At 74.4% G+C, this 16,933-nt stretch carries 14 protein-coding genes and 2 pseudogenes; 10 read left to right on the forward strand and 6 right to left on the reverse strand.

The window, feature by feature from the left end:
- Positions 1–76 precede the first annotated feature (76 nt).
- Genes C1A33_RS06990 through C1A33_RS07000 form a run of 3 tightly spaced genes read left to right on the forward strand, consistent with a single transcriptional unit; the run spans position 77 to position 1,740 of the window.
- Entirely contained in the window at positions 77–463 is a 387-nt protein-coding gene (locus C1A33_RS06990; protein ID WP_165818263.1) for a nuclear transport factor 2 family protein, read from the forward strand.
- Positions 463–1,221, forward strand: a complete 759-nt coding sequence (locus C1A33_RS06995; RefSeq protein WP_101830709.1) for an enoyl-CoA hydratase-related protein — start codon at positions 463–465, stop codon at positions 1,219–1,221. The genes C1A33_RS06990 and C1A33_RS06995 overlap by 1 nt, the downstream gene beginning before the upstream one ends.
- 57 nt (positions 1,222–1,278) lie before the next feature.
- Positions 1,279–1,740 (forward strand): pyridoxamine 5'-phosphate oxidase family protein, encoded by a 462-nt coding sequence (locus tag C1A33_RS07000; protein WP_101830710.1) that lies wholly within the window; start codon positions 1,279–1,281, stop codon positions 1,738–1,740.
- Positions 1,741–1,887: 147 nt separating this feature from the next.
- Here C1A33_RS07000 and C1A33_RS07005 read toward each other — a convergent pair whose 3' ends face one another.
- Both C1A33_RS07005 and C1A33_RS37340 read right to left on the reverse strand, forming a co-directional pair.
- Entirely contained in the window at positions 1,888–3,375 is a 1,488-nt protein-coding gene (locus tag C1A33_RS07005) for an alpha/beta hydrolase domain-containing protein (RefSeq protein WP_101830711.1), read from the reverse strand.
- A 297-nt stretch (positions 3,376–3,672) separates the two neighbouring features.
- A pseudogene (locus tag C1A33_RS37340) lies at positions 3,673–3,804 on the reverse strand (DUF6328 family protein); the annotation flags it as partial.
- An 88-nt stretch (positions 3,805–3,892) separates the two neighbouring features.
- On the opposite strand from C1A33_RS37340, the gene C1A33_RS07010 reads away from it, so the two are divergent.
- From C1A33_RS07010 to C1A33_RS07030, 5 genes are all read left to right on the forward strand, one after another.
- Entirely contained in the window at positions 3,893–4,882 is a 990-nt protein-coding gene (locus C1A33_RS07010) for a DsbA family protein (RefSeq protein WP_101830712.1), read from the forward strand.
- 331 nt (positions 4,883–5,213) lie between these two features.
- Entirely contained in the window at positions 5,214–5,435 is a 222-nt protein-coding gene (locus C1A33_RS07015) for a hypothetical protein (RefSeq protein WP_101830713.1), read from the forward strand.
- Complete coding sequence (locus C1A33_RS07020) at positions 5,435–5,833, forward strand: ChaB family protein (RefSeq protein ID WP_101830714.1); 399 nt, start codon at positions 5,435–5,437, stop codon at positions 5,831–5,833. The genes C1A33_RS07015 and C1A33_RS07020 overlap by 1 nt, the downstream gene beginning before the upstream one ends.
- Before the next feature lie 59 nt (positions 5,834–5,892).
- On the forward strand, positions 5,893–6,270 hold the full coding sequence (locus C1A33_RS07025) for a hypothetical protein (protein WP_101830715.1): 378 nt from the start codon (positions 5,893–5,895) through the stop codon (positions 6,268–6,270).
- 200 nt (positions 6,271–6,470) lie between these two features.
- Positions 6,471–7,676 carry a baeRF2 domain-containing protein gene (locus C1A33_RS07030; protein ID WP_101830716.1) on the forward strand — a complete coding sequence of 402 codons (1,206 nt, stop codon included), beginning with the start codon at positions 6,471–6,473 and terminating at the stop codon, positions 7,674–7,676.
- Between the two features lie 25 nt (positions 7,677–7,701).
- Here the strand turns inward: C1A33_RS07030 and C1A33_RS07035 are convergent, their stop codons facing one another.
- Together C1A33_RS07035 and C1A33_RS07040 are read right to left on the reverse strand one after the other, a co-directional pair.
- Positions 7,702–8,664, reverse strand: a complete 963-nt coding sequence (locus C1A33_RS07035; RefSeq protein WP_101830720.1) for a D-alanine--D-alanine ligase family protein — start codon at positions 8,662–8,664, stop codon at positions 7,702–7,704.
- 28 nt (positions 8,665–8,692) lie between these two features.
- The gene (locus C1A33_RS07040; RefSeq protein ID WP_101830717.1) at positions 8,693–9,877 is read right to left on the reverse strand and encodes an aminotransferase-like domain-containing protein; all 1,185 of its coding nucleotides are present in this window, start codon (positions 9,875–9,877) and stop codon (positions 8,693–8,695) included.
- 410 nt (positions 9,878–10,287) lie between these two features.
- On the opposite strand from C1A33_RS07040, the gene C1A33_RS36310 reads away from it, so the two are divergent.
- Positions 10,288–10,686, forward strand: a complete 399-nt coding sequence (locus tag C1A33_RS36310) for a DUF3592 domain-containing protein (RefSeq protein WP_243407278.1) — start codon at positions 10,288–10,290, stop codon at positions 10,684–10,686.
- Positions 10,687–10,786: 100 nt separating this feature from the next.
- On the opposite strand, the pseudogene C1A33_RS07045 reads toward C1A33_RS36310, so the two are convergent.
- Both C1A33_RS07045 and C1A33_RS07050 read right to left on the reverse strand, forming a co-directional pair.
- A pseudogene (locus C1A33_RS07045) lies at positions 10,787–11,452 on the reverse strand (adenylate/guanylate cyclase domain-containing protein); the annotation flags it as partial.
- 245 nt (positions 11,453–11,697) lie between these two features.
- Positions 11,698–13,083, reverse strand: a complete 1,386-nt coding sequence (locus C1A33_RS07050) for an FAD-binding oxidoreductase (RefSeq protein WP_101830719.1) — start codon at positions 13,081–13,083, stop codon at positions 11,698–11,700.
- Between the two features lie 283 nt (positions 13,084–13,366).
- Between C1A33_RS07050 and C1A33_RS07055 the strand changes: the two genes are divergently transcribed.
- A partial coding sequence (locus C1A33_RS07055; RefSeq protein ID WP_243407277.1) for an ATP-binding protein occupies positions 13,367–16,933 on the forward strand: 3,567 nt, incomplete at its 3' end.

The following is a 16,933-nucleotide window of genomic DNA, read 5'->3' on the forward strand; positions in this document are numbered from 1 at the left end:
AACGCGCGCGACGGAACATTCCCGCAATTCACGTAAAATAACATTGAAAATGCTCGATGGAAGATGGGTGGAAAGAATGTCAGCAGCGCGGGCCGCCGTCGACCGTTACTTACATCTGATCAATGAGCGTCGCTATGACGAGATTGCAAGTATCTTCGCGCCCGACGGGCTTTTCCTCGCACCCATCGGCGAGGAGTTCCGCGGCCGCGAGGCCATTCACGGCTTCTACTCCGCCGGGCTGCGCGTGATCGCGCCGGCGAAGGTGTGGGCGAGCAGCGCGGTCGCCGAGGGCAACGTCTGCGTCATCGAGATCAGCGCCCAGCTGCCTGGTGAGGAGGCCGGGCGGACCCACACCGTCGTCGACCACTTCACCGTCGACGACGCGGGGCTGGTCACCCGCATGGCCGTCTACCTGCGCCCCGAGGAGATCGCGAACACCCGCGCCGTGCTCGGGGGCGCCTGATGACCGACGCGCTGGTCCACGCCGAGGCCCACGGCCGGGTCCTCGTCATCTCGATGCTGCGCGAGAAGAAGCGCAACGCGGTCGACCGGGCGATGGCCGACGAGCTCGACGTCGCCTTCAACCGCCTCGACGACGACCCCGAGCTGTGGGTCGGGGTGCTGACCGGCACCGGCCGCGCGTTCTCGGCGGGCAGCGACCTGTCCGCCGGCGGCGACTACAGCACCGAGCGCGGCGGCGAGTACGGCATCATCCGGCGTACCCGGCGCAAGCCGCTGATCGCCGCGATCGAGGCGCTCGCCCTCGGTGGCGGCCTGGAGATCGCGATGGCCTGCGACCTGGTGGTCGCCGCCCGCGACGCCCGCCTCGGCCTGCCCGAGGTCGTCCGCGGCCTGCTGCCCACCTCCGGCGCGCTGTTCCGCGCCCTGCAGGTCTTCCCGGTGAACCTCGCCCGCGAGCTCGTCCTGCTCGGGGAGCCGATCAGCGCCCAGCGCGCCTGCGACGCCGGGTTCGTCAACGTGGTCGCCGAGCCCGGCCAGGCCCTGCCCGCCGCGCTCGACCTCGCCGAGCGCCTCGCCCGCCACGCCCCGCTGTCCGTCCAGGCCAGCCTCGCCGCGATGAACGGCCTGCTCGCCGCGGGCGACGAGGCCGGCTGGGCGGCCACCGGCGAGGCGCTGGACAGCGTCAAGGACAGCGCCGACCTCGCCGAGGGCGTCCGCGCGTTCCTGGAGAAGCGCCCGCCGGTGTGGACCGGACGCTGAACGTCCCGCCCCCTGCCGACCGGAACAATCCCTCACCGCACCGGAGGTCTGACACCCATGGTCACCGAGCAGCGCCGCGGCCGGCGGATCGCGATGACGCCCGAGGAGCGCGACGCGTTCCTCACCGAGGAGCGCACCTGCCGCCTCGCCAGTCTCGACAAGGCCGGCCGGCCCCATGTCTCCGCGCTGTGGTTCGCCTGGGACGGCACCGCCCTGTGGTTCAACTCGCTGGTGCGCAGCCAGCGCTGGGTCAACCTCGAGCGCGAGCCGAATGTCAGCGTCCTCGTCGACGCCGGCGTCGACTACCACGAACTGCGCGGCGTCGAGATCACCGGCCGCGTCGAGCAGGTCGGTGAGGTACCCCGCACCGGCGAGCCCAACGACGAGCTCGTCGAGCCCGAGCGGCTGTTCGGCGCCAAGTACTCCGGCGGCGCCCTCGTCAACGACGGCCGGCACGCCTGGCTCCGGCTCGTCCCCGAGAAGATCGTCAGCTGGGACTTCCGCAAGTCGATGAGCTGAGCGCACCATCCCGTTGCGACGCGAGAACCCGGCGGCGCGGCATCGCGGGTCCTGACACACGTGGCGGGCCCACGTTCCGCTGCCGGCCCGGCCGTTCCCGCCTTCGCTCGCGGGACGGCCGGGCCGGCAGACGCCGGATGGTCCGCGCTACGCGGGAATCCGGTCGGGCTTCGCGTAGGCGGCGAGGGCGGCACGATCGTCGGCGAGCGCGAATCCCGCCGCGATGGTCCGGGCGAGATCGGCGTTGTAGCGGGCCACGTAGGCCGCCCGGTTCGGGTGCAGCTCGGCGATCCGCTGCGCGGGCAGCGGCCTGGTCGAGCCGAGCAGCAGGCAGTAGGTGGACGGATGGGGGCCCGGTACTCCGGACAGGACGTCCACCGCAACGTTCACCGGCGGGGTGCGGACGCCGCCCAGCGCGATGGCGTCGGCGTCCCGGCGGATCTGCGGGCTGTCACCCGCCGTGAGCTCGATGCGGGGCGCGGTCGGCGGTGCCTGCCCGGTGCTGATCCACGTCGTCAGGGACCGCAGCGCCGCCTTGGCGACGATGTGCATCGGGCCGTCGTTGATCGGCGCCCCGCAGTCCGTCTGCGCCGCGGCCGGGCCGAGCAGGTGCGCGTCGGCGTGCGCGGTGCCGGCGACCTCCCACAGCCGGAAGCGGTCGCTGTCCGGCTGGCGTGACACGCTCGAGTTCAGGAGGCCGACCAGGTCAGACTCGGTCTGGATGTCGAGGACCCGGGCGGACTGGTCGGTGCGCAGGGCCGTCGGCACGGCGGCGGCGAGCGCGTCGGCGATGCCCGCGGCCGTGCCGGGTGCGGCCAGCGGGAGTCCGCTGGCGCCGCGGCTGTGGATGAGGAAGCCGTCGAAGGCGTGGGTCAGCGGCTGCACGCCGTTGTAGTAGGTGACCATCGCGAAGGCGGACTGCGACTCGCCGGCCGCGATGAGCCGCGCCGGCCGGGCCCCGCCGAGCCCCGCCCCGGCCCGGACCGCGCGGGCGATCTGGGTGAACATGTCGAACGAGAAGCCGTCGCCGGGATGCGTCAGGGAGCCGTAGCGCGCCGAGTCGATGCCCGTGAGACCCTTCCCGGCCCCGTCGCTGCCCGGACCGCCGCCCACCGCCACATCGCCGCCGGTCACGCCGATCCGCTGGGCGGACACGCCGACCCAGATGTCGCCGCGGCGCAGGATCTCCTCCTGCGTGCTCGCCCAGTCGGGGTCGACGTCCAGCCCGCCGCTGACGTTGAGCCACTCGACGACGACCGTGCCGCTGAAGGCCCTGGCCGACGCCGGGCGGCGGACCAGCACCCGGGTGCGGTAGGGGGCGGTGCCGTCCGGGGTGAACGTCCACCGGCCGTCATGGGTGAGCGCGCCCTGTGCCTTGTAGTCCGTCGCGGTGCCGGCGGCGGCGTACTCGTGCTCGACGAAGTGGTGCCCCGTCATGTCCGCCTGGTTCGGCAGGCCCAGGAACGGCCCGTCGCCGCCGGAGAGCTCGGTGGACAGGTCGGCGGCGGGTCCGGCCGGCCGCGACGGCGTCGGCACGGCGGACGGCGCCGCGGCCCGGGTGCCGGCGTCCGCGCCGCTGCCGCACGAGCTCAGCGCCACGGCGGCAGACAGGACCGCGGCTGCCGAGGCGAGCACGACGAACGGCCTGGCTAATGGCCGCCGGCCGCCGTCGCCGCCCGCATCCTCCGACGCGGGCCCGCTCCCGCGTCGGAATGGTCGAGCCAGGTGGACGCGTCTTCCCTGCATCGTCACGCCTCTCGTCGCTGACGGTGACGGTGGCGGCTGCTGGAAGGTGGGTCGGCCGTCACCCGTTAGCTGGAGAGGATGGCCGGCATGTGGCGGACATGCGACATACCGACTGCCCTTAGGTGCCGACGCCCACCGGCGAGCTGCCGAAACGGCTCGCGCCTGGTCCGCCTGCACCCGGTGGGCCCACAGCATCACCTTCTCCGGACGGCGGAACAGAGCCCGATGCGGGCTCGTCGGCGCGACAAGCAGCCCGGTCGCGACGATCGACAGCGATACCACGATCAGGTACAGAATCTGCTGTCGGTCCGTCAGTGACGCGAACCGGTGATGGGAGTCGTCGCCGCGTACACCCGTCGCTGCGTGGCGCTGTGCGTAGCGAAATCTGTGCTCTTAGAATGCGACTATGCGGGTGGAAATCTGGGCGGATGTGGTTTGCCCCTGGTCGTACATCGGCAAGCGGCGGATCGAGACTGCCCTGGCGGAGTGGGATGGTGCACCGGTTGAGGCGGTGTGGCGTCCGTTTCGGATTGACCCGATGGCGCCGACGCCGGCGTCCCCGCTCGCCCGCGAGCTGCTGGATCCGGTGGTGGACGCCGCGTTGACGCAGTGCACTCCGGGTCTGTCGCCCACCGAGAACCGGTCGCGGGTGCGGGAGATCGCGGCGGCAGAAGGGCTCGGGCCGCCGTGGGGCGCGGCCTGGCGTGCCAACAGCCACGCCGCGCACCGGCTCGTCGCGCTGTCGTTCGAGCACGGCGGAGCCGATACGCAGGGCGCTGTGATCGAGGAGATCTTCAAGGCGCATTTCATCGGTGCGGTCGACATCAGTTCCACTGAGGTGCTTGTGGACCTTGCCGATGCCGCCGAACGGTTCGGTGTCCCGCGGGCGCGCGGGCTGCTCGTCGAGGGCGCCGGTGACGCCGCTGTCCGGGAACAGCTCCTGCGCGGGAAGGCGATCGGCGTCACGACCTCCCCGACCTTCGTCGTGGGCGAGGACCTGCTCGTCGGTGCCCAGTCGGCGGCCACGATCGCGGAGTTCCTCCGCGCCCGGGAAGGGCGTGAAGGGCGGAAGCTCCCGGAAGAGGTCGAACGGTTCCGGCATTCCGAGGCCTTGCTTGAGCGCGGTGATCCGCTTGGCACGCTGGAACTCCTGCGCCCGTTGCTGGATGCCCACGTCAGTGATCCGAATCTGCGGCTGCTGGCGGCTCGTGCCTACTTCCACTCCGCCCAGCTCGGCGCGGCCCGCACTCTTCTCGAGGACCTGGCCGCGGCGTCGCCATCCGATTCGTACGTGCAGCTGCTGCTGGGGCGAGTGCTTGAGCGGCAGGGCAGGCCCGCCGACGCGGCACCGCACCTCCGGATGGCTGAGGCGATGGCGCCGGAGTACCGCCGTTGAACGCGGCGTGAGAAACGGCGTTCGCGCCAGCGTCAGCCGTCGTGGGCGGGGGCGGCGTTACCACCGCGGCGGCAGCGAGGGCTCGGGCGAACGTGAGCCCGGGCTGGGCAGTGAGCGCGGGGATGCGGGGATGCGGGGATGCGCGTGCGGTGTGCAAGGTCGTCGAGGAGCCGTGCGCGCCGTGGTCGCGGCGGTCATAGACGGGCCGGCGGCGGGTAGGTCGGCGTTTTGTTGTGCGCACCCGGGGGACGGCGCAGTCGTGATGTCCGTTGACGACCGCCGCCTCGGCGAACCGCGGGGTGGCGAGCACACGGTCGGGAGGTAGAGCGCGATGACCACTCATGACCAGCGCACCGAGCAGGCCGCGACGCGGGCGGCCGAGGGCGAGCGCCTGCGGCCCTATCACGCGGGAGCGCCCGAGCACCTGGACGACGACGCGCTCGCCCGGCGCACCGAGGAGGAGCGGGCCGATGCCGGCCTGCCGCAGGACGCCGGGCAGCCACGGATCCCGACCACAACGAGGATCCCGACCACACCGAGAGGAGACACGTGATGCCTGGAGCGAAGGAACTACCGTCCACGATCGCGCGCTCGCCGAGGAAGGCCCAGCGCACCTGGATCAAGACGCACGACGCGGCGGTGCAGGAGTATGGCGAGGGGCGCCGCGCCCATCAGACCGCGTTCAGCGCGCTCAAGCACTCCTTCGAGAAGGTGGGCGACCACTGGGAGCCGAAGGCCGGCGGCAGCAAGGGCCCGTCCGACCAGCGGGCCGCCACGCCCCGCGGCGCCGGCGGGACCAGCCACGGCGGCGTCGACGCGCGCGCGAGCAAGCGGCACCTGCAGGAGGTCGCGCGGGAGCTGGACATCCGCGGCCGGTCGTCGATGACCAAGGACGAGCTGGTCGACGCCATCGACAAGGCGAACCGGCGCGCCACCGCCCGGGCCCGCTGACCGGCCACCGGCGGCGGCGTCCGCCTCGATGCCCGTTTCGATCGACGTGGGGAGTGCACATGACCTCGCCGCACCTGGCGGAGGAGCTCGACCGGACCGGTGACGACCGTCGCGGCGGTCGCCTGCGGATCGCCGCACTCGTCGCGACGGCGTTCGGCGCGGGTGTCGCTGCCGCGGGCCTGGCCCGCGCGCGCCGCCGACCCGGGTCTGACGTGACCCATCGGGAGGAGAGCTTCCCGACCACCGTGCCGGACGCGTCGGCGATCCTCGCGGGCGCCGATCCCACGGACGCGGTCTCGCCGCTGCGTTTCGGGGAGCGGTCCGGCCCGGTCGCGACCGAGGACGCCCCGAAGCCACCGGACGAGGGCCTGGTCGCCAACACCAGCTTCGCCAACGAGATCAGGAACGACGCGCCCGCCCATCCGGCTGCCTTCTGACGGGAACGTGGGTCGCGGCGGTCGGCGCGCCGTCGACCTGCCGTCGGCGCTGTCTGTAGCGCTCGGGGGCGTGAACCAGCGGCGTTGTCGGGGCCGCCGTGGCGTTTTTCGCGGAGCAGCGCGGAAAGGGTCCCGGTCGGACGCCCGGTCGAGGCCGGGCGGGCCCACAACGCTCGGATCATCAGGACGGGAGCCGCGCGATGGATCTCAAGGAACTCCGGACGGCGTACAGCGACGACGGCCAGGTGGTCACCGTCTACCTGGGCGCGCACAGCGGCCAGCCGAACGCCTACCAGCAGCTGGAGGCACGCTGGGACGACACCCTCACCCGACTCGCCCACGCCGATCTCGGCGTCGACGCCGCGACGGTGAAGGCGCTGCGCCGGGCCCGGGGCGGTCACCCGGAAGGCGGGACCCGCATGCTGGTCGCCGCCGGCGGGGCGGTCCGCTACGAGCGCCACCTGCCCGACCCGATCGACACCGACATCGTCCGGGTCGGCGCGCTGCCCTACCTGCTGCCCCTGGTGGCCTGGGGTCAGAGCCGCGTCCCGCACGTCCTCGCGCTGGTGGACCGTCTCGGCGTCGACGTGCTCGCCTACCGGGACGATCCGGCGGCGGGCGAGGAGCCGGTGGTGACCGGCATCGAGGCGACGCCCCATCCGTGGCACAAGACCGGCAGGGGCGGCTGGTCCGCCGCCCGCTACCAGCACCGCGTCGAGGAGGACTGGCGGATCGGCGCCCGTGCCGCCGCCGAGCTGCTGGAGAAGACGGCGGCCGGCCTCGGCGCCTGGATGATCGTCATGGCGGGTGACCCGAAGGCCGTGGCCCTCGTCCGCGGCCAGCTGCCGGCGTCGCTCGACGCGCGCACCCGGGTCGTGTCGGGCGGCGGCCGGGCCGACGACGGCTCGGCGGAGGTCATCGCCGCCCAGGTCGCCGATCTGCTGCGCGACCAGTCCCGCCGGGACGTGGCGGGCGTCCTCGCCGAGTTCGACCAGCGCCGGCGCCGCCGCGCCGCCCTGGCCGGCGCCGCCGCCCCGACCGGCTCTGCTGCGTCGGCCGAGGGAGCAACTCGCCCGGACGAACTGGGCGCCGTGCCGGCGGCGTCGATCGTTCTCGACGGGCCGGCCGAGACGGTGGCGGGGCTCGCCGAGGCGCGGGTGGCCACGCTCCTGCTGTCCGACGATCTGGAGGAGGACGCGCCGATCTCCTTCGGCCCGCGTCCCACCGACCTCGCGCTGCGCCCCGACGACCTGCCCGCCCTCGGTGAGCGGGCGCGCCAGGGCGCCCTCGTCGACGTCCTGCTGCGTGCCGCGATCGGCACCGACGCCGACATCCTGATCGTCCCCGCCAGCACGCCCGAATCGCCGGCCGCGGGCGTCGGCGCCCTGCCGCGCTACGTACCCTGACGGTCCTCCGGGCCCCTGAGGGTCCTCAGACGCCGGCGTCACCGCGGCGCTGGGCGCGGGCGGCGAGGTCGCGGCAGACGACGGCGAGGTCGAGACCGGCGGCCTGCAGCCCCATCGGCCAGGTGCTCGTCTCGGTCAGGCCGGGGGCGACGTTGACCTCGAGGAACCGCGGGATCCCGTCCGCGCCGACGATCATGTCGGTGCGGGACAGGTCCCGCAGGCCGAGCACCTGATGCGCGGTGATCGCCGTCCGCGCGGCGGCGCGCAGGATCGCCTCGTCGAGCCGGGCCGGGGTGTAGAAGTTGGTGGCGCCGGCGGTGTAGCGGGCGGCGTAGTCGTAGTCCCCGGCGCGGGGTTCGATCTCGACCGCCGGCAGTGCGACCGGACCCTCCCCCGTGTCGACCACGCCGACGGCGATCTCCACGCCGTCGACGGCCCGTTCGACGATCGCCCAGTCGTGATAGCCGAAGCAGCCCATCAGCGCCTCCGCGACCTCGCCGGCGTCGCCGACGCGGCTGACCCCGAACGCGGATCCGCCCGCCCGCGGCTTGACGACCAGCGGCAGGCCGAGGCGGGCCACGATCCGTTCGATCAGCGTGCTGGCGCCGAGGTCATGGAACGCCTCCCGCGGCAGCGTGACCGCCTCCGGTGTCGCGATGCCCGCCGCGGCGACGGCCGCCTTCGCCGTCGCCTTGTCGAACGCCACCCGGCACGCCGGCGGCACCGCGCCCACGTACGGCAGGCCGTACAGGTCGAGGACCTCACGGATCGTGCCGTCCTCGCCGGAGATGCCATGCAGCACCGGGAACACCACCTGCGGCGGGTCGGCGGCGAGCGCCGGCAGCGTGGCCGCGTCGACGTCGGCGAGCTCCGCCTCGACGCCGATGCCGGTCAACGCGTCCCGCAGCCGGCCACCCGACCGCAGCGACACCTCCCGCTCGGGCGACAGCCCGCCCGCGAGGATCAGCACCCGGCCCAGATCGGTCAACGTCTCGTCCTCCACCGAACTCACGGGATCAGGACCGGAACGTGTCACGCAGGCGCAGCTCGGCCGTGATGACCTGGGCCAGCCGCTCGACGCCGTCGCGGACGCGCTCGGCCGGGGGATAACAGTAGGACAGTCGCATGCTGCTGCGGCCCGACCCGTCCGCGTAGAAGCCGACGCCGGGAACGTAGGCGACCCGGGCGGCGATCGCCCGCGGCAGCATCGCCTTCGTGTCCACGCCGCCCGGCAGGGTCAGCCAGACGAAGAACCCGCCGTCCGGGCGCGTCCACCGGGCCCCCACCGGCATCGAGGCGGCCAGCGCGTCGAGCATCGCGTCCCGGCGCTCTCGGTACAGCTCGCGCAGCCCCTTCAGCTGCTCCGCCCACGGCTGCGTCGCCAGGTAATGCTCGACCGACAGCTGGGTGAACATCGACTGCGACAGGATTGCCGACTCCGCCGCCAGCACCAGCCGCGCCGTCACCGCCGGCGGCGCCAGCGCCCACCCCACCCGCATCCCCGGCGCCAACGTCTTCGAGAACGACCCCAGATACACCACGTCATCCGGGGCGTCGGCGCGTATCGCCCGCCCCGGCTCACCGGTGAACGACAACAGCCCGTACGGATTGTCCTCGACGACCAGCACCCCGGCCCGCCGGCAGATCTCCACCACCTCGGCGCGGCGCTGGGCCGTCAGCGTGATGCCGCCCGGGTTCTGGAACGTCGGCACCGTGTACAGCAGCTTCACCCGGGCACCCTCGGCCGCCAGCCGCCGCAGCATCTGCGCCAGGCCGTCCGGGACCAGCCCGTCGTCGTCCATCGGCACGTGCACGATCCGCGCCTGGTACGCCGCGAACGTGTTGATGGCCGTGACGTACGTCGGGCCCTCGGTCAGCACCACGTCGCCCGGGTCGACGAACACCCGGGTCAGCAGGTCCAGCGCCTGCTGGGAGCCGGCCGTCACGACCACGCTGTCCGGATGGGCGTCGGTGATGCCCTCCAGCGCCATCACGTCGCAGATCCGCGCCCGCAGATCCGGATCACCCTGCGCCGACCCGTACTGCAACGCCTGCGCGCCCCGGCGGGTCACCACCTCGGCCACGGTCGCCGCGACCGCCTCCATCGGCAGCGCGTCCACCGCCGGCATACCCCCGGCCAGCGACACGATCTCCGGCCGGGACGCCACCGCGAACAGCGCCCGTACCTCGCTCGCGATCATCCCCTGAGCACGCTCGGCGTACCGATCCCGCCACCGATCCAGACTCACGCTCCGCCACGCTACTCGCCACCCGCCACCGGCCCGGGCTCCGCCGCCGCGAATCCGGACACCCGGTGGCGCGACTCCTCGGCAGACGGTGTCTCGCTGCCGGGAGATCGTCGTCTGTCAGGCGACAGGTGGGAAGTGCGTGCGGGGGACAGCGGCCCGTGTCGCGGACTCACGGCTTCCTGTCCGTTTTGCCACGGAATATGCGGCACCGGCCGTCGTGAAACGGTCAGAACACTGCCGCGACCCGCCGCGCGACAGCACCAACGAGGATCACAATCCGAGGCGCGATGTGGGCCGCGGGAGTGCCATGGTCTGATGGGGCGAGGGGGTATACGGTGAGAGCCCGCGTTGGAGTATTGCTGGTGTGCGCCGCGATGTTCTTGCTCATTGCCGCCGCAGGTTTTTATTTCGAACACAGCCTTGCCATGCGCGGGGTAACCGTAACTGGGGAGATCGTCGAAATTCGCAGTGCTGACGCCCATCCGACGTACATGGCCCGGTTCACCACCGTCACCGGCCGAGTCGTTGTGGCGGAGCTGATGACCTCGCCAGGGCATGGAGCCGTTGGTGATCACCTCGACATCGTCTACGATCCGCAGGATTCGGAGACCGTCCAGCCGGTGGGCGTCGATCCGTACTACCTGCAGGTAGCGATCCCTGCCGTGGCCGGAGTCGCCAGCGCCGCGGGTGGTGCCTGGGAATATCGGAAGGTGCGTCGGCTGAAGCAGGACGTGACCGGCGACCAGCCGGTGACGACCTGAGACGGGATGGTGAGGAGGCAGCGAGCGGTCCGCGTCGCGCCCGCCTCGGTTCCTCCCTCGACGACTCGGTCAGCAAGAAGGACCTGACCACTCCGGCGCGGCCCTTGACGGTGGTCGGCGCGAGGGCGAGCAGGTGGGCGCCGAGGTGATGGAGGCCGCGGAGCGTGGCGTCGGACACGATGGTTGTGCCTGGTTGGCGGGCCATGGCCTGCAGCCGGGCGGCGAGGTTCACCGTGTCGCCGACGAGGGTGTAGCCGAGCCGGGCGTCGCCGCCGAGGACGCCCGCCGCGACCTCGCCGGTCGACACCCCGATGCCGAGCCCGAACGGTGCCAGGCCCCGCGCGGCCCAGGTGACGTCGAGCGCCCGCTGGCGCTGGTGCATGGCCCGCGCCGCGCGGCAGGCCTGCACCTCGTGATCGGCCCGCACCTCGTGATCGGCCCGGGTCTCCTCCTCGGCGCGCATCTCGTGATCGATCCGCGCCTCTCGATCGGCCTGCACCTCCCGATCGGCCTGCACCTCCCGATCGGCCTGCGCCTCTCGATCAGCGGGCGCCGGACCATCGGGGCCGGTCGACGGGAGGCCGAAGGCGGCGACCAGGGCGTCGCCGGCGTACTGGATGATCGTGCCACCCTCGGCGCGGATCGCGGCGGCCATCTCCCGCCGGTGCTCGTCGAGCTGGCCGGCGAGCACCACCGGGTCCGTCCGTTCGGCGATGCCGCTGTAGCCGCGCACGTCCGCGATCAGCACCGTCACGACGAGGCGGTCGACATTGGGCCCGGCCGGCCCGCGTTCGGCTGGCCCGCGTTCGGCCGGCGGCCGGCGCGGTGCGGACCGAACCGGTGTCATCGCGGGCGCGACGGTGCCGGGGCGGGAAGGCACATTCACGGACGCGGCCCGGGCGCTCGGGATGAACACGGACGGTCGGGAGCGGGTCGTGGTCACGGCTGCGGGCGGCCTTTCGTCGAGTCGTGAGTGTCTCGGGCTGTGATCGCGAGCGTGGCGCGAGTCCGTTACGCGGCGGGCGGGACGGGGTGGTTGGCGACGAACAGGCCGTCCGGGTCGACGGAGGCGCGGATCGCCCGCAGGCGGGCCCAGGTCGCCGGGTCGTAGCCGGTCGCGGCATCGGCGGGCTGGTCGACGAAGTTGAGGTACTCGCGGCCCGAGGCGAACGGCGCCAGCGCGTCGGTCACCCGGCGGGTGTCGGCGAGGCCGTGGGCGGCCGTCTCGGGGCTGGCGGCGATGCCGCAGGTGAACAGCAGGAACGCGCCGTCGACCATCGACAGGGCGCCCGCGCCCGGCGCCGGGCGGCCCAGCGCGCCGCCGAGCTGGCGCAGCTCGGCGGGGACCGGCAGCGAGGTGCCCGAGTCCGGCCCGGCGGTGTCCAGGATCGCGCCGATCGCCGCCGGCGGCAGTGCCGCGAGCATGCGGGAGCCGGACACCACCGGGGTCGGCCCCTCGGGATCCATGTGCAGCCGGACGAGGGCCGGCGCGGGCAGGCGGGTGAACGTGTCGAGCTCCGGCCCGAGCTCCCGCAGCGGTGCCAGGATGCGCTCGGCGTCGGGGTTGTCCGCCAGCACCGCGCCGTCGATGACCACGAGCTGCCGCCCGCGGAGCGGCTCGGGGATCTCCGGGATCGGCGGCACCTGCAGCAGGCGCAGCGAGGTGGTGACGGCGTCCGGTGCGGTGGGCGCCCAGTCGGCCCAGCGGGTCAGCACCCGCTCGGCGTGCCGCCAGTCCCAGGCGAGCAGGCCGGCGTACGCGGTGGGGATCGGGTAGAGCGCGAACTCCAGCGCGGTGACCACCCCGAAGCTGCCGCCGCCGCCACGCAGCGCCCAGAACAGGTCCGGCTCGTGCTCGGCGTCCGCGCGGACCAGCGCACCGTCGGCCGTCACCAGCTCGACGGCGGTGACGCTGTTTGCCTGCAGGCCCAGGCGGCGGGCGTACCAGCCCATCCCGCCGCCCAGCGAGTAGCCGGCGATGCCGACGTCGGGGGACGAGCCGTGCAGCGCGGCCAGCCCCGCGGCGCCGGCCGGTTCCACCACGTCGAGCCAGCGGGCGCCGGCGCCGACCCGGGCCCGTCGCGCCCGCGCGTCGATGGAGACGCCGTTCATCCGCGCCGTCCGCAGCAGCACGACGTCGTCGAGCGGGCCCAGCGCGGCGGCGCCGTGGCCGGTGCCCTGGGCCGCGATCCGCAGCCGGCCCGCCGCGGCCTGCCGGACGAGCGCGGCCACCTCGGCGGCGTCGGCCGGGTGGGCGACGGCCGCCGGGCGCTGGTCGACGGTGACGTTCCAGGGGGTGCGGACCGCGTCGTAGCCGGGGTCGCCGGCCAGCAGCAGGCCGCCCGGGCGCGGCGTCGCGGCCTGGGCGGTGTCGGTGCGAAGCGTTTCGGTGGTCATCGGTGATCTCCCTGAGCGGTGCGGGTGGGACGAGGACGACAGTGCGGGACACCCCTTGGGAGCGGTCTGCGAGTGGCTTGCGGGCACCTGCGCACCGATGACCTGCGAACGACTTGCGATTTACTGACTTCTGGTCTTAAGTGAGCGGCTGGCTGACACGGCGCCGCCGTGGCGTCCGCCCGGGACAGGCGGACGCGCTGGTCCGGCGGTGACGCCGTCGCGTGGCGCCGACGCGTTCGCGCGGGCTCCCGCGCGGTCGCTGGTGTGCGGAGGGGGAGCGGGCGTGCCGGGGGATGCGGACGGGTTGCGGATCACCGTGCTCGGCGGGGTCACCGCGTCTCGCCAGGGCGAGCTGCTCGATCTCGGCGGCCGCCGGCAGCGGGCCGTGCTCGCGCTGCTGGTGCTGGCCCGCGGTGACGCCATGCCCGCCGAGCGCCTCGTCGACCTGCTGTGGGGGGACGAGCCGCCGCCGGGTGCCAGCGGCGCCCTGCAGTCCTACATCTCCCACCTGCGCCGGCGCCTGGAGCCGGAGCGGGCGGCGCGCTCGCGGGGTTCGGTCATCGTCCGGCTGGGCCCGGCGGGATACGCGCTGGCGGTCGGTCCCGACACGGTCGACGCCTGGCGGTTCGAGGGTCTTCTGCGCCAGGCCGACGCCCTGGCCGGGCCGGACGAGCGCCTGGCGGTCCTGGGCGGGGCGCTGGGTCTGTGGCGGGGGCCGGCGTTCACCGAGTACCGGGACGAGTCGTGGGCCCGCGGCGAGATCACCCGCCTCGGTGAGCTGCGGGAGGTGGCGCGCGAGCAGCTGGTCGCCGCCCGGCTGGCACGCGGCGAGAGCGCCGTGGTGGTGCCGGACATCGAGGCCCTCGTCGCCGAGGCGCCGCTGCGGGAGGAGCGATGGCGGCTGCTCGTCCTGGCGCTCTACCGCGCCCATCGCCAGGGCGACGCGCTCGCGGCGCTGCGCCGGGCGCGGGGCGTCCTCGCGGACGAGCTCGGCATCGATCCCGGCCCGGCACTACGCGCCCTGGAAGCCGAGATCCTCACCCAGTCCCCGGCCCTGGCCATACCGGTCGCCGCCGGTCCCGTTCCCGTGTCCGCGCCGGCTTCCGCGGGCACGGGCGGCGCGCCGGTCGCGGTGCCGACGGCCCGGGAGCCCGGTGCGGGCGCGATGGCCGGGCGCGCCGACCCGCCGCCGGCGCGGCGCCGGGCGGCGGAGGATCTGGTCGGCCGGGAGCGTGAGGTCGCGGAGCTCGCCGGCTGCGTGGACGACGCCGTCGACGGGCAGGCACGCCTGGTCGTCATCGAGGGTCCGGCCGGCATCGGCAAGACCCGCCTGCTGGCCGAGGCCCGCCAGCTCGCGGCCGGGCGGGGCGTGCGGGTCCTCACCGCCCGCGGCAGCGGGCTGGAGAAGGAGTTCGCCTTCGGCGCGGTGCGCCAGCTGTTCGAGGCGGCCGTCGCCGGCCAGGGCGCGGGTGGCGACGTCCTGGCCGGTCCCGCGGCCCGGGCGGCGACGGTGTTCGACGTCCAGGACGCGGCGCCCGCCTCGACGGTGGACGCTCCGGCGCGGCCCGACACCTCGGTGGCCGTCCTGCACGGGCTGTACTGGCTCACCGTGCGCCTCGCCGCCGACGGTCCCGTCCTGCTCGCCGTCGACGACCTGCAGTGGTGCGACAGCGCGTCGCTGCGGTTCCTGTCCTACCTGGCGCGCCGCGCCGAGGGCCAGCCGCTCGCGATCGTCGCGACCCTGCGTACCGGCGAACCGAGCGAGGACGAGGGGCTGCTCGCCGAGCTGACCGGCGATCCGGGCACGATCGTGATCCGCCCGGCGCCGCTGGGCCGCGACGGCGTGGCCGACCTGGTCCGGGCCCGGCTCGGCGGGCGGGCCGAGGACGCGTTCGTCGCCGCCTGCCACCAGGCCACCGCCGGCAACCCGCTGTACGTCCGGCAGCTGCTGCGGGCGCTGCAGAGCGAGGGGATCACCCCGGACGGGGCGCACGCCGGCGCGGTCAGCGCGATCGGCTCGCGGGCGGTGTCCAGCCTGGTGCTCATGCGACTGGCCCGGATGCCGGGGGAGAGCGTCGCCGTGGCCCGCTGGATCGCGGTGCTGGGCGGTGGCGCGGTGCTGCCGACCGTCGCGACGCTGGCCGGACTGTCCGAGGCCTCCACGGCGGCGGCCGTGGGCACCCTGGCCCGGGCCGAGGTGCTGCGCGACGACTATCCCCTGGGCTTCGTGCACCCGCTGGTCGCCGACGCGGTCTACCGGGACATTCCGCCCGGCGAGCGCCAGCTTCATCACGACCGTGCCGCCCGCGCGCTGCACCGGTCCGGCGCCGCGCCGGAGCAGATCGCCGCCCATCTGCTCCAGGTCCCGCACCGCGGCGATGCCTGGGCGGTCGACATCCTGCGCCAGGCGGCGACGCGGGCCCGTGCGCGCGGCGCCCCCGACGCCGCGGCGGCCTACCTGGCCCGGGCGCTGCGGGAGCAGCCGGAGCCCGCCACCCGCGGTCCGCTGCTCGTCGAACTCGCCCAGGCGGCGGTCCTCACCGACGCGATCGCCGCCGTCACCCACCTGACCGAGGCCTACGAGGCACTGGAGGTGGGGTCCCAGCGGGTGCAGGTCGCGCAGATGCTCACCAGGGCCCTGGTGTTCGCGGGGTCGCCGAGTGAGGCGACCCGGTTCGGCAACCGGGTCGCCGAGGAGCTCCCCGCCGATCTGGACGATGACCGCCAGGGCCTGCTGGGCCTCGCCCGTATCGGCGGCTACATGAACGACCTCGACCCGGCCCTCTGGCGGCGCAGCCCAGCCCCGGCCGTGACCGGGGCCGGCCCTGGCGCCCGGATGCTCGCCGCCGCGCTCGCCTGGGAGTCGCTGCTCGACGGCACCGGGCGCGCGGGCGCGATCGACCGGGCCCGGTTCGCGGCCGCCGACGGCGTGCTGACCCGGGTGGACCTGGGGCTGCTGTGGACGGTCGCCGGCGTCACGCTGCACCTGGCCGGCGAGGACACCCAGTGGCTGTGGGAGGACGGGCTGGCCCATGCCCACCGGGTCGGGTCGGTCTTCGGGGCACTGGCGGCCAACCTCTGGCGCGGTTACGCGGAGTGGGGACACGGCGATCTGCGGGCCGCCCGCCAGTCGTTCCAGGTCGCCAGCGACCAGTCGAGGACGTGGGGGCTCAGCTTCGGCTCCGGGTACAGCAACGCGTATCTCATCGGCGTGCTGGTCGACGCGGGCGAGCTGACCGCGGCCCGCGCGCACGCCGATCGGGTGGCCCGCGACCCGCGCTCCGCCGAGGGCAACCGACTGTTCGGCGAGATGCTGGCCCGCCTGCTCGTCGCGGAGGGGCGCCACGAGGAGGCGCTGGCCAGCCTGGACGAGGTCCGCTCGCTGATGGCCTGCGCCCACAACCCGGCGTGGTGGCCGTGGCGCTCGACGCGCGCCCTCGCCCTGGCCGGACTCGGCCGTCACCGCGAGGCGATCACCCTGGTCGAGGAGGAGCTGGCGCTGGCCCGCGGCTGGGGCGAGCCGGGCTTCGTCGGCCGCACCCTACGGCTTCTCGGCGAACTGCGCGCGCAGCAGGGGGACGCCGTCGGACACGCCTCGCCGCGAGGCGCCGGCGGCGACGCCGCTGGACTCGCCGAGCTGCGCGAGGCGGACGCCCTGCTCGCGCCATCGCCGTCCCGACTGGAACACGCCCGCGCCCTGCACGCGCTCGGCCGGCGGGAGGACCCGGCCCAGGCCATCCGGCTGCTGCGCCAGGCCGCGGACCTCGCCTGGCGCTGTGGCGCGGGCGCCCTGCACGCACGCGTCAGCGACGATCTCGCCGCGCTCGGTCAGCCGCAGAGTCCCCTCCCG

The sequence above is a fragment of the Frankia canadensis genome (assembly GCF_900197875.1).
Classification (GTDB): domain Bacteria; phylum Actinomycetota; class Actinomycetes; order Frankiales; family Frankiaceae; genus Frankia; species Frankia canadensis.